10 protein-coding genes are annotated in these 13,029 nt (G+C 69.9%); 8 read left to right on the top strand and 2 right to left on the bottom strand.

Annotated features, from left to right (window positions below; translation table 11 throughout):
* Positions 1 to 376: 376 nt before the first annotated feature.
* The 3 genes from VHU88_17265 to VHU88_17275 are packed head-to-tail and all read left to right on the top strand — an operon-like array spanning position 377 to position 4,964.
* The gene (locus tag VHU88_17265; GenBank protein HEX3613441.1) at positions 377 to 1,045 is read left to right on the top strand and encodes a response regulator transcription factor; all 669 of its coding nucleotides are present in this window, start codon (positions 377 to 379) and stop codon (positions 1,043 to 1,045) included.
* A complete protein-coding gene (locus VHU88_17270; protein HEX3613442.1) occupies positions 1,042 to 2,364 on the top strand; it encodes an ATP-binding protein in 1,323 nt (440 codons plus the stop codon). Before VHU88_17265 ends, VHU88_17270 begins: the two co-directional genes overlap by 4 nt.
* Positions 2,365 to 2,408: 44 nt before the next feature.
* Complete coding sequence (locus VHU88_17275) at positions 2,409 to 4,964, top strand: hypothetical protein (protein HEX3613443.1); 2,556 nt, start codon at positions 2,409 to 2,411, stop codon at positions 4,962 to 4,964.
* Positions 4,965 to 4,971: 7 nt separating this feature from the next.
* Here the strand turns inward: VHU88_17275 and VHU88_17280 are convergent, their stop codons facing one another.
* Positions 4,972 to 6,018 (bottom strand): glucose 1-dehydrogenase, encoded by a 1,047-nt coding sequence (locus VHU88_17280; protein ID HEX3613444.1) that lies wholly within the window; start codon positions 6,016 to 6,018, stop codon positions 4,972 to 4,974.
* 246 nt (positions 6,019 to 6,264) lie between these two features.
* Here VHU88_17280 and VHU88_17285 point away from each other — a divergent pair, with 246 nt between their 5' ends.
* The 4 genes from VHU88_17285 (at position 6,265) to VHU88_17300 (ending at position 10,812) form a co-directional block, all read left to right on the top strand.
* Positions 6,265 to 6,645 (top strand): hypothetical protein, encoded by a 381-nt coding sequence (locus tag VHU88_17285; protein ID HEX3613445.1) that lies wholly within the window; start codon positions 6,265 to 6,267, stop codon positions 6,643 to 6,645.
* 105 nt (positions 6,646 to 6,750) lie between these two features.
* The gene (locus tag VHU88_17290; protein ID HEX3613446.1) at positions 6,751 to 7,866 is read left to right on the top strand and encodes a cobalamin-independent methionine synthase II family protein; all 1,116 of its coding nucleotides are present in this window, start codon (positions 6,751 to 6,753) and stop codon (positions 7,864 to 7,866) included.
* A gap of 49 nt (positions 7,867 to 7,915) precedes the next feature.
* Positions 7,916 to 9,430 (top strand): ABC transporter substrate-binding protein, encoded by a 1,515-nt coding sequence (locus VHU88_17295; protein ID HEX3613447.1) that lies wholly within the window; start codon positions 7,916 to 7,918, stop codon positions 9,428 to 9,430.
* Between the two features lie 65 nt (positions 9,431 to 9,495).
* Entirely contained in the window at positions 9,496 to 10,812 is a 1,317-nt protein-coding gene (locus VHU88_17300) for a hypothetical protein (protein HEX3613448.1), read from the top strand.
* A 30-nt stretch (positions 10,813 to 10,842) separates the two neighbouring features.
* On the opposite strand, the gene VHU88_17305 is transcribed toward VHU88_17300, so the two are convergent.
* Complete coding sequence (locus VHU88_17305; GenBank protein HEX3613449.1) at positions 10,843 to 12,015, bottom strand: FUSC family protein; 1,173 nt, start codon at positions 12,013 to 12,015, stop codon at positions 10,843 to 10,845.
* A 61-nt stretch (positions 12,016 to 12,076) separates the two neighbouring features.
* On the opposite strand from VHU88_17305, the gene VHU88_17310 reads away from it, so the two are divergent.
* A complete protein-coding gene (locus VHU88_17310; GenBank protein ID HEX3613450.1) occupies positions 12,077 to 12,745 on the top strand; it encodes a nitroreductase family protein in 669 nt (222 codons plus the stop codon).
* The last annotated feature ends 284 nt before the right edge of the window (positions 12,746 to 13,029 follow it).

Genomic DNA, 13,029 nt, shown 5'->3' on the forward strand with positions numbered 1-13,029 from the left:
GACTTGCCCGACCCCGAGGCGCCCATGATCGCCAGGTACTGCCCCCGTGGCACGGTCAGGTCGACATGGGCGATCGCGTGCACCGCCATGTCGCCCTCGCCGTAGGTCTTGCGGATCGCCTCCAACCGAACCGCCGGACGACCCGCGGGACCGCGCTCCCCCTGCTTGCCCATGGCCACTCCCGTGCAACTCGCGAGCTCTTGGTGGGGCCGCCCGACGCGGCCCCGCATGAAGTTCTACGTCGCAACCGGTTTCGCCCCGGTTTCACACCGCAAAATGGGTGACCGAGAAATGTGTGCCGATACCTCGGCGCAACCCCGCAGAGGGCAGGCTGGGTACCGCGCGCGCATGTGGGCGCGGACGGAAGGGGCGGAAAGTGCGGGTGCTGGTGGTCGACGACGACACCGAACTGGCCGAGACCGTGGCGGTCGGGCTGCGCCGCGCGCGGATGAGCGTCGACGTCGCCTACGCCGGCCCCGACGGACTGGACATGGCGCTGACCCACGACTACGACGTGATCGTGCTCGACCGCGACCTGCCGGGCATGCACGGCGACCAGGTGTGCGCGGCCCTGCTCGGCGCGGGCTGCCGGGCCCGGGTGCTGATGCTCACCGCGGCCGCCGAGGTGCACGACCTGGTCGAGGGCCTGGGCCTGGGCGCCGACGACTACCTCGTCAAGCCCTTCGACTTCCCGGTGCTGGTCGCCCGGATCGGCGCGCTGGCCCGCCGGGCCCACCCGGTGAGCCCGCCGGTCCTGCGCCACGGCCAACTCGTGGTCGACACCGCGGCGCGCAAGGCGCATCTCGGGGAACGGGAGCTCGACCTGACCCCGAAGGAGTTCGGCGTGCTCGAGCTGTTGGCCGCGGCCGGTGGCAGAGCGGTCAGCAGCGAGGAGATCCTGGAACGCGTGTGGGACGCCAATGCCGATCCGTTCACCAACGCGGTCAAGATCACCGTCAGCCGGTTGCGCAGCAAGCTCGGCGAACGCGACCTGATCGAGACCATCGCGCGCGGGGGCTATCGGATGGCGGATCCGGTCACGTGAGGAAGTTCTGGAGTCCGGCCCCGACGATCCGGCTGCGGTTGACCGCGTCCTACGCGGGGCTGTTCCTGATCTCCGGGATCGGCCTGGTGGCGATCATCTACGCGCTCGTGGCCGAGGCCACCGGCGACGTGTTCGTGATCAACGGCCTGTCCGGCGTGCACCTCTCCCGGATCGGCCCCGACGGTCTGCCGCTCGCGGCCGGCCCGGATCCATCGGCCACGGCGGGCCCGACTCCGAGCCCGAGCCCAACACCGATGCACCGTTCCCAGGCGGTCGCCCATCTGGTGCGGCTGGCCCGCAATCAGCACACCGACGAACTGCACCAGTTGCTGATCCAGTCGATGATCGCGCTGGCAATCATGGCGGTGGTCTCGGCCGGGTTGGGCTGGATCCTGGCCGGGCGGGTGCTGCGCCCGTTGCGGCACATCACGAACACCGCTCAGCAGATCTCGGCCACGAGCCTGGAACGACGGCTCTCGCTGCCCGGGCCGAACGACGAGATCAAGCAGATGGCCGACACCTTCGACGATCTGCTCGCCCGACTGCAGGCGACGTTCGAGGCGCAACGGCAGTTCGTCGCGAACGCCTCGCACGAACTGCGCACACCGCTGGCGCGCCAACGCGTGATCGGGCAGGTGGCGTTGGGCGATCCGGAGGCCAGTGCCGACGACCTGCGGGCCGCCCACGAACGAATCCTCGCCAGCGGTGCCGAGCAGGAGCGCCTGATCGAAGCGCTGCTGACGCTCGCCCGGGGCCAGACCGGCCTGGGTCACCATGACCCGATCGACCTGGCGGGCATCACCCAGACCGCCCTGACGGCTCGTCACACCGCCGCGGAGCAGCGGGGTATCACGATGACCGCGGATCTGGCCGCGGCCCCGATCGTCGGCGACCCGCACCTGATCGAGCGGATGATCGCGAACATCCTCGACAACGCCCTGCTCCACAACCACCAGGACGGCCATGTGGAGGTCAGCACTTCCTCCGCCGGCGGTCGATCCACGCTGACGGTCGGCAACTCCGGCCCCCGACTGACCGCCGACGACGTGCACCGCCTGCTTCGCCCCTTCCAGCGCCTGGAAACCGCGCGTGTACGTAACGAATCGGGCCTCGGGCTCGGTATGCCGATCATCGAGGCGATCGCCGGCGCCCATCACGGCGGCCTCGCGATCACCCCGCGGGCGTCCGGCGGGCTGATGCTGACGGTCCAACTCCCGGCCCGCGAGACCCCGACCGACCTCGGCTGGGGGGTCACGGTCGTGCAGGCGGTGCAGGCGCTCCCGGACGACGCGCCTACCCCGCACCAGGTACAGGGCTGATCCCGCGCGGCGGCGGCGGATAACGTTCCGCCAACAGCGCGGAGGTGAGCGGGGTGACGCCGGACCCGGAACGCATCCGCCTCGCCGAGGCCGACGCCGGGCGGGCGGACTGGCGCCGATGGGGGCCGTACCTGTCCGAGCGGGCCTGGGGAACCGTTCGCGAGGACTACAGCGCCGAGGGCGACGCCTGGAACTCCTTCCCGCACGAGCATGCCCGTTCCCGGACCTACCGGTGGAACGAGGACGGGCTGGCCGGGATCTGCGACGACGCCCAGAACCTCTGCCTGGCCTTCGCGTTCTGGAACGGCGTCGACCCGATCCTGAAGGAGCGGGCGTTCGGTCTGACGAACAGTCAGGGAAACCACGGGGAGGACGTCAAGGAGCACTGGTGGTTCGTCGAGTCGACCCCTACGCACTCCTGGATGCAATGGCGGTACCACTACCCGCAGCAGGCCTTCCCCTACGAGGAACTGATCGCCGGCAACGCCGCCCGCGGCCGGTTGGACCCGGAGTACGAACTCGCGGACACCGGTGTGCTCGACGCGGGCTACTGGGACATCGGGATCGACTTCGCCAAGGCCGCGGTCGACGACATCTGTGTCCGGGTGAGCGTCACCAACAGGGGCCCGGGGACGGCGACGCTGCACGTCCTGCCGCACCTGTGGTTCCGCAACACGTGGCAGTTCGCGCATGCGCGCCGCACCCCGGACGTGATCCGCGGCGCCCCGGGGCGGCTGCGTGCCGAGCAGTCCCGGATCGCGTCGATGACCCTGTCCGCAAGCCCTACGGCCGTTCCGTTGCTGTGCAGCAACGAGACCAACTCGGTGCGACTCTTCGGCGCCGCGACCGGACCGCCGTTCCCCAAGGACGGCATCAACGACCACGTGGTCCACGGGGCCGCGACGGTCAACGTGTCGCTGGTCGGGTCCAAGGGCGCGTTGTGGCACCAGGTGAAGGTCGCACCCGGTGACACCGCCGAACTACGACTGCGCCTGGCCCCGGCATCGGGCGACCTGGATGCCGACTGGGAAACAGTTCTGACTGACCGTCAGGCCGAGGCCGAGCAGTTCTGGGCGCCGCTGCTGCCGCGCGACGCGAACCGGGCGCGGGTGGCCCGCCAGGCCTGGTCAGGACTGCTGTGGTCGAAGCAGTTCTACTCCTACGACGTCGACGCCTGGTTGCGGGGAGATACGGGCAACCCGCCGCCGCCGGAGCAGCGGCAGGCCGGCCGCAATGCCGGCTGGCGGCACTTCGACGCCCACGACGTGCTGGTGATGCCGGACGCCTGGGAGTACCCGTGGTTCGCGGCCTGGGACACGGCGTTCCACGCGGTGGCCCTGGCCCACGTGGACCCGGGGATGGCCAAGGCGCAACTGCTGCTGCTGTGCCGCGAGTGGTACATGCACCCGAACGGCCAGTTGCCGGCCTACGAGTGGAACTTCTCCGACGTCAACCCGCCGATGCACGCCCGGGCCGCGAAACGGGTGTTCGAGATCGACGGCAGCCGGGACTTCGACTTCCTGCAGCGGGTCTTCACGAAGCTGATGATCAACTTCACCTGGTGGATCAACCGGGAGGACGCGGCGGGCGACAACGTGTTCGCAGGCGGCTTCCTCGGCCTGGACAACATCGGACCGTTCGACCGCTCCCGGGTCCCGATCGCCGGCATGCTCGAGCAGTCCGACGCCACCGGCTGGATGGCCCGGTTCTGCCTGGACATGCTCGACATGGCGCTGACGCTGGCGTTGCGCGACCCGGTGTACTGCGACGTCGCGGTGAAGTTCTTCGAGCACTTCACCTACATCTCGACCGCCCTGGTCAACCGCGGGCTGTGGAACGAGCCCGACGGCTTCTTCTACGACGTGCTCAAGATCCCGGACGGCACCGCCGTGCCGCTGTGCTACCGCTCGATGGTCGGATTGCTGCCGTTGATCGCGGTGCTCCAGATCGACCCGGAGACCATGGCCGCGCTGCCCGACTTCGCCGAACGGTTCGCCTGGTTCGGCGAGCACCGCCCACAGTTCAACCGCGGCATTGCCGGCCCGTCCCCGGACGGCAGCTGGATGCTTTCGGTCGCCTCCCCCGACCAGTTGCGCCGGGTGCTCGCCCGCGTGCTCGACGAGTCCGAGTTCCTGTCCCCGCACGGACTGCGGGCGCTGTCCGCGGCCCATCGCGACGCGCCGTTCACGCTCACCCTGGACGGCGTCACATCCACCGTCGCCTACGAACCGGGCGAGTCGCACAGCGGTCTGTTCGGCGGGAACTCCAACTGGCGCGGGCCGGTGTGGATGCCGGTCAACTATCTGCTGCTGTCCGCACTGCGCCGCTTCGCCCACTGCCTGGGTAAGACCATCACGGTGCCGTACGCCGGCGCCGAGATCTCGCTGGAGCAAGCCGCCGAGATCGTCGCCGAGCGACTGATCAGCCTGTACCTGCCCGGTCCGGACGGTCGAGTGCCCGCCGCCGGCGACCGCAACTGGCCCGCGGACCTGCTGTGGTTCCACGAATACTTCGACGGGGACACCGGCGCCGGGCTCGGCGCGAACCACCAGACCGGCTGGACCGCCCTGCTGGCCAACGTCGTCATCGGCGACTGGTGATGCTGCGTCAGATTGCTTGCAGGTCGACGACAACCTTGATGTCGTCCGGCAGGCGGGTCAGGGCCGCGGGCCATTCCGCCATCGGCACCGTGCGGCTGATGATCTTGCCGAGCCAGGCGGGGTCGGCGGCGGCCAGCGCCGCGGCGGCCGCGGCGTAGTCCGGCAGACCGGCGTTGACCGAGCCGAACACGACCTCGTTGCGCAGCACCATCGCCTTGTTGATCGCCTCGGCGGCCAGCGGGATCTCCCGAGTGCCGGCCGAGATCCCGGTCAGGCACACCACCCCGTCCGGCGCGGTGCGGCCCAGCACGTCGAAGACCAATGACCCGATCCCGGTGGCTTCGATAACCACGTCCGGCGGGATGAGCATGTCGTCGAGCGAGGTCACGTAGTGGGCGCCGAGTTCGGCGACCATCTTCGGTTTGGGCCCCTCGGTGACCCGGTCCAGCACCGTGACGTGGAGCCCACGCTGGCGCCCGATCATCGCGGCCAGGAGGCCGATCGGCCCGGCGCCGGTGACCAACGCTGACTGCGGTTGGCCTGGTGACCGCGCCGCGATGCGAGCCGACTGGTCCCAGGCCTTGGCCACCACCGAGGTGGGCTCGAGCAGCACTCCCAAGTGCCCCAGTCCCGGGTCCAGCCGGATCCCGAACTTGGGCTCGACCCGCCAGCGCTGCGCGCCGTAGCCGTCACGACCGGAGATGCCGCGCTCGGTGAACTGCTCGTTGCGACAGAAGTCCCACCGGTCGGCCGCGCAGGCCGCACACGGCTCCGGGTCCGGACGGCGTACCACCCCGGCGATCAGGTCGCCGGGAGCGAAGCCGCTGCCGGCCGGGGCCGCCAGCACCCGCCCCAACGACTCGTGGAACAGCACCAGCCGTTCGTGGCCCTCCGGCGGCCGGCCGTAACCCTCCTTGGCGATCTCCACGTCGGTGCCGCAAATGCCCACGTACAGGCCCTCGACCAGGACCGGGCCGTCCGTCTCCGGCGGCTCGCCGATCTCCTCGACGCCCGCGCCGGCGAGGTCCCCCGGCTTGACTGTGCACGCTTTCACGGCGCCTCCCGATCGACTCGTCCGCTGCGGAAAGCATTACCCGGGGACCTCGCTCTACTCGCTCACCCTCAGGCCGGGTTCACAGTAGGCCTTCAGCCCCGCGATGCGCTCGCCGAGGACGGCGGCGAACCTCGGAGCGAGCCCGTCCGGCTAGAGATCTACCTAGGGCGGTGTGCTGGAATTCCGGACATGACGTCCCCCGCCGACCGTGCAGCCCAACGCTCCGCGGACCGCGAGGCGAACCGAGTGCACGAGTCACCGCGGACCGCGGCCCCGGAGGCGGCGCCGCTGGATCGGGCTGACCCGTACGTCGCGGCCTGGTTGGCGACCACGCTGGGGCTGTCGGCCGACGAGGTCACGACACGCGCCGCCGTGCTCTCCGCCTTCTGCACCTGGTGCGAGGAGACCCCGGCAGAGCTGGTCGAGCGGATCTTCGACCGAGTGGAGTACCGCTACTTGCGGCGTGCCCATTACCAGCAGCAGATCCTGGAGTTCTCGACCGCCGGCGGTGGAAGTTGGGAGGAGCAGACAGCCCGCGGCGATGTGGTGCGCGCCTTCTTCCTGGCCAACGGCCACCGGATCAAGCCGGCCCGCGTGCCGTGGCAGGTCTGGGCCCAGCTGCCGTGAACCCGTGCCCTGACGTCGCCTCTAGCGGAGCCCCCCGGGTTCGGTCATAGAGTCGGGATCCGTGGGGGGCAGGCTCGAAGACACCGTCCCGAAGGAGCCCAACACATGAAGGTCGGATCGCAGGAGATCCTCCTGCCCACGACGATGGTCGGGAACTACCCGAACCCGAAGTGGTACGACGGGCAGCCGTTCGCCGTCTATCCCAAGGGCGAGTTCATCTACGACACGATCAGCCGGGAGGCCCTGGAGGACGCTGTCCTGGCGATCGTCCACGACCAGGAGATGGCCGGGCTCGACATCATCGCGGACGGCAAGGTGTTCGGCGGCGACAGCGCCTACGCGGGCTTCGTGTACCACTACTACGAGCGGATGTCCGGCTTCAAGATGTCCGGCCCGAACATCCCGCTGCCGATCTACTCCACGTTGTTCTCCCCCACCTGCGTCGGACCGGTGGAGCGCGAGCACCCGTTCCACCTCGCCACGCTGCGGGCCACCCGCAAGGCGACGAACAAGCCGGTGAAGATCTCCTACTGCGGCGTCGGCGTGCTCGCCGCGGCAGCGACCGACAACTACTACAAGGACATCAAGGCGATCTCGCAGGCGATCGGCAAGGCCCTGAACGAGGACTTCAAGGAGCTGGCCGACAACGGCGCCGACATCATCCAGCTCGACGAGTTCGTCTGGCCCTACGGCATGGGCGACTGGGAGATCGACGCGTTGAACACGGCCACCGAGGGCGTCGGCTGCGACGTGTGGGTGCACAGCTGCTGGGGCAACTACTCCGGCACCCCGGGCTATTTCCCGGACGAGAAGGAGAAGAACGTCTGGAAGGCCTCGGAGCTCGGCACCCGCGACCGCAACGCCCACGTCGCCCCGCAGCGCGCGAAGGCGATCTTCCCGCACGTCAACGACGCGAACATCACCGCGCTGAACTACGAGGTTGCCCGCACCGGACCGGACGACCTGAAGCCACTGCTGGACAACGACTGGGACAAGCCGTTCGTGGCCGGCGTGATCGACGTGAAGTCGACGATCACCGAGACCGCCGACGAGGTCGCCGACCGGATCCGCACAGTGCTGGAGTTCGTGCCGGCCGACCGACTCGGGCTGTCCACCGACTGCGGACTGATCAACCTGCCTCGCATGATCGCCCAGGCGAAGCTGCGCGCCCTGTCCGCAGGCGCGGAGATCGTCCGCGAGGAACTGCACGCCAAGGGCTGACGGACCGCCCAGGCTTGCGGTAAAGGGCGCGCGGGCTTACAACTTCGGCATGACCGTACGCCGTACATCCGGCCCGGCGGGCCGGAGAGCGCTGGTCGCCCTGGTGTGCCTGGCCGCGCTGAGCGCCTGCGGCACCAGGGTTGAGGGCACGGCGATCGAGGCGGGCGCCGGGGGCGGCGCCGTGCGCCTGTCCCCGCAGACGCTGGCCCAGCTGCAACCGGATCCCGCCAAGGCCGCCGCGGCGGCGGCGACCGGGATCGCCGCACCGGTGACGCAGCAGGCTGGCGCCGCACCGACGACAACGGTCAAGACAGCGTCCGAGAAGGCCGTGACCACGGGCGCCGTGGTCGCCCCGGCCGCGTCCCACGCGGCGGCCGCACTGGCGGCCGCGACCGGAAAGGCCGGCCCGGCCGTCGCGGCCCCGGCCGCCGACGCCGCCTGCCACGCCGACGCCGCACCGGTCCCGATCGGCCAGATCGGCACGTTCAGTGGCGTCGCCGGCCCGATCACCATCAGCGCCCGCAACATGCTCGGGGCCTGGGCGAAGGACATCAACACCCGCGGCGGCCTGGCCTGCCACCTGGTCGAGGTCTACTCCGAGGACGACGGCGGCGACCCCGCGCGAGCGGCGTCCGAGGTCCAGCAAATGGTCGCCTCCCACCACGTGGTGGCGTTCGTGGCCAGCGAGGTTCCGTTGTCCATCGGTGGCTTCCGGCCCGCGCTGGAGGCGGCCAAGGTGCCGGAGATCGGTGGCCTCGCGGGCACGTCGGACTTCTTCGAAAGCCGGTGGATCTTCCCGGAGAGCGCCGCACTCGACGACCAGGCGATCGGCCTGTTCAGGCAAGGCGCCGATCTCGGACATCGCCGCGTCGGGTTGCTCTACTGCGTCGAGGCGCCCGTGTGCACCGAGGTGGACAAGCGGGCCAGGGCCGGGACCGTGAAGGCAGCGGGCGCCGAGCTCGTCTACGACGCGCCCGTCTCGGTGGCACAGCCGGACTACACCGCGCAGTGCCTGAACGCCCGCGACGCCAAGGTCGACCTGTTCACGCTGGCCCTCGACGGGGCCTCGGTCGGCCGGGTCATCCGGTCGTGCCAGGCGATCGGGTACCGACCGTTGCTCGGTACCGGCGGCGGTCTGCTGACTCCGGCCCAGGCGACTGATCCGACCCTGCGGGCATTCGGCGCGGTGAGCGTTTCCGCCGAGGCTCCCTGGATCCTGAACGACACCCCGGGCCTGCGCGAGTACCACCAGGCCTTGGCCCGCTGGCTGCCGAACCAGGTCGCGGACGGCACCTCGGTCATGGCCTGGGCGTCGGCGAAGCTGCTCGAGGCCGCCGTCACCCACCTGCCCGTTGCGGCCCGAACCGGCCAGGTCACCGCGGCGATGCTGGTCACCGCGCTGGGCGGCGTGCACGACAATTCCCTCGGCGGGCTGACCGGGCCGTTGACCTTCAGCCCCGGCGAGCAGCACGCCGTCAGCAACGGATGCGTGTTCTACGAACTGCTCGGCCCCTCGGGTTGGACCGCGCCGCACGGCAGCAAGCCCGTGTGCGTCACTCACTGACCGGGCGACGTCCAGACCTGGTCAAATTCCCCTGAGTATTCGACAGGTCGACCTACCCTGACGGCGTGGCGCGCAGCTTGCTCCAGATGCACGGCGTGGGCACCCGGACCGCGCTACCCGTGCCGTTCCATTACGCCCTGACCGGCGCGGCCGTCGCGTTGCTGGTGTCGTTCGCCGCATTGGCAGTCCTGTGGCGCACCCCGAAGCTCCGCGGCGAATGGTCCGGCTGGGCGTTGCCCCGCCACCTGACCGAGTTCCTGGACTCCCCCGAACTGCGCGGTGCGCTGCGCGGACTCGGCGTGAGCGTGACCGGCTTCGTCGCCTTCGCCGACATCGTCGGGCCGGACGTACTCACCAACCCGACTGCCGGGTTCGTCTACGTGATCTTCTGGGTCGGACTGGTGCCCGCGTCGCTGCTGTTCGGCCCGGTGTGGCGAGTGCTCAACCCGCTGCGCACGATCCACGCCGTGCTGTCGGGACTGCTGTTCATCCGTCGGCCGCTGCTGCGCCTGTCGGACCGGATCGGCTACTGGTTCGCGGCGCTGTCGCTGTTCTCGTTCGTGTGGCTGGAACTGTGCGGCCCGGATCGCGACTCGTTGAGCACGCTGCGGCTGTACTTCTGCTGCTACGCCGGGGTCCACCTGCTGGGCGCGTTGGTGTTCGGCACCAAGTGGTTCGACCGGTGCGACGGCTTCGAGGTGTTCTCCACAGTGGTCGGCCGGCTGTCGTTCTTCGGCCGGCGCGCGGACGGCGCACTGGTGATTCGAAACCCGCTGGAGAACCTCGACACTTTGGCGCCGCGCCCGGGCCTGGCCGCGCTGCTGGCCGTGATGCTGGGTTCGACGGTTTTCGACTCGTTCTCCAGCACGTACTGGTGGTTCGACAACGTCGACCACCCGGCGGTGTACCCGGCCGTCTACGACACCCTCGGTCTGCTCGCCTCGACGATCCTGGTGCTGGCCCTGTTCAGCCTGGCGGCCCGGCTGACCGGCCGCGGCGCGGCGTGGCGGGTGAGCGCCTCCGCGTCGTTCGCGCACTCGCTGGTTCCGATCTCCGTCGGCTATCTGATGGCGCATTACTTCACCCTGCTGCTGTTCGTCGGGCAGGAGACGTTGATCCGCGCCTCGGACCCGTTGTCCGACGGGGCGAACTGGTTCGGCACCGCGCACCTGCAGGTGAACTTCAGCCTGCTGACCGTCAGCGCGATCGCCAGCGTCGAGGTGATCTCGATCGTGATCGGCCACGTCGTCGGGGTGTTCAGCGCGCACGACCGCGCCGTGCGCCTGTTGCCGGCGCGGTCCGCCGTCCTCGGTCAGCTGCCGATGATGGTGCTGATGGTCGGCTTCACCCTCGGCGGCCTGTCGCTGATGCTCACCGGCTGATTGAGACATTGGTTCACTCGCCGCGCTCACTCATGCGTCGAGCAGTTCCAGCGCCTGAGCCCGGTTGAGCCCGGAGGCGCGCAGCAGGTCGTAGGCGACCGAACGGACCTGAGCCACCATCACCACGACCGAATCCGCTGAGTCCGCGTCCAGCGTGCCGCGCGCCTCGGCGAACGCCTCGAGGACCAAGTGGCGGGATCTGGTCGGCGCTGGTCCCTCGCCGAGCTCGTCGCCCAGGACGACGAAGGACTCGGCGAGAACCCGGATCGAGTGGATCAGCGATGGTGGGCAGGTGTCCTTGATCCGGAGCAGCACGGTTGCCCGGCGGGCCACCATGCGGGAGTTGCGGACCGCGTAGTCCAACTGCGGAGCGGCCTCGACGTAGGAGGCGAAGCGGTCCCGGACCCGCCACCGGATCGGCGCGACCCGGGCTATCTCCTCGCAGGTGGCCACCGCGGTGGACATCGCGGCGACCGCCGGGTTCAGGCCACGCAGCACCCGAAGAGCGACCAGCGCGGCATTCAGGTCGGCATTGGCCAGTGCGTCGGCCGTCGCGACCAGCCCGTCGTGGGTGCCGGCGGCCAGCGGTCGCACAGCACGCCGCGCCACCGCCAACGGATTCAGCGGTAGCAGCACCAGGCCGACGGTGATGCCGACCGCGCCGCCCAGCAACGCGTTCCAGCACCGGTCGAAACCCGCTGTGCCGCCGTAGTTGGTCAGGGTCGCCACCAGCACACTCGAGCTGGCAGCCTGCGAGACCAACAGCTGGCCGCCGTCCAGCAACACCGCCGACGTCATCGCGAGCGCGACCATCAGCATGATGGCGGCGGTGCCGTTGCCGATGAAACCGCTGATGAGGTCACCGAGCCCGATCCCCAGCGAGACCCCGACGATCAGCTCGACGGTCCGGCGCAGCCGTTGACCCAGGGCCGAGCCGATCGAGACGACGGCGGCGATCGGGGCGAAGAACGGTGGTCCGGCCCCGGCCCCGATCCGGCGAGCCAGGTACCAGGAGATCCCGGCCGCGACCGCGGACTGCCCGATCAGTGGGGCCGTGATGCGTAGCCGAGTCAGCCGCGCCTTCGCGCCGGCCTTCGACCGGTCGGCGACCTCGTCCAGCAGAGCTTCGCCGCGGGTGCGGATCTCCGCCGCATCACGCGGCACGCGGGGCAGCGGCCCCGTCACGTCACGCTTCTCGATCACCGCGCCTGCCCTCCGAACACCGACCGGCGCCCATGATCCCGCGCGTCATACGCTGCCCGACATGGAACTGCGTGAGGCTCTGACCACCACCCCAGCCACCCGTGACTTCACCGACGAGCCGGTGTCCGACGTCGAGATCCACCGCCTGCTCGAGGTGGCCCGCTTCGCGCCCAACGGCGGCAACCGCCAGGGCTGGCACGTGATCGTTGTCCGCGACGCCGCGACCCGGGCGGCGTTCGTGGCCGCCGCCGAGCCCGTGGCGCGCCGCTATGCCGCCCAGAAGGAGGCCGGCGAGCAGCCGTGGAACACGGTGAACCCGACGAAGGTCGACGCCGCGACGATCGCCGCGACCGAGGTCCCGGACTGGACCACCTCGCACTACCGCAACGCCCCGGTGCTGCTGCTCATCTGCCTCGACCTGTCGGTGGTCGCCTCGGTCGACGCGGGACTGGACCGGGTCGGGGTGATCAGTGGGGCCTCGATCTACCCGTTCGCCTGGAGCATCCTGCTGGCCGCCCGAGAGGCAGGCCTCGGCGGCGTGATGACCACGCTGCCGATCGGCTCCGAACCCGAGCTGCAGGCGCTGCTCGGTATCCCGAAACATGTCGCGATGGCGGCGGTCGTGCCGCTCGGGCATCCGGTCAAGCAGATCACCAAGCTCAAGCGCGGGCCGGTGGAGGAGTTTGCACACCTGGAGCGCTGGGACGGACCGCCGCTGACCGCAGGCTGAACGTGTCGGGAATTTTCGAATCAGGTTTGTTTGTTCGATCACTCATATGGTAGAAAGCAACCGACCGGTCGGTAAGCAGAGATGGCTCACAGACCAGATTGGGATGCGGCGATGAGTGGTGCGGGGAAGCGGATCCCAAGTGATCGTCCGGCGGTTCGGTTGGAGGCGATCCGCAAGACCTACGGCGAGGGCGACATGGCGGTGCACGCGATCGCCCATGTCGACCTGACCGTGCCACGGGGGCAGTACCTGGCGATCATGGGCGCCTCGGGGTCGGGCAAGTC

It is taken from the genome of Sporichthyaceae bacterium (genome assembly GCA_036269075.1).
Classification (GTDB): Bacteria; Actinomycetota; Actinomycetes; order Sporichthyales; family Sporichthyaceae; genus DASQPJ01.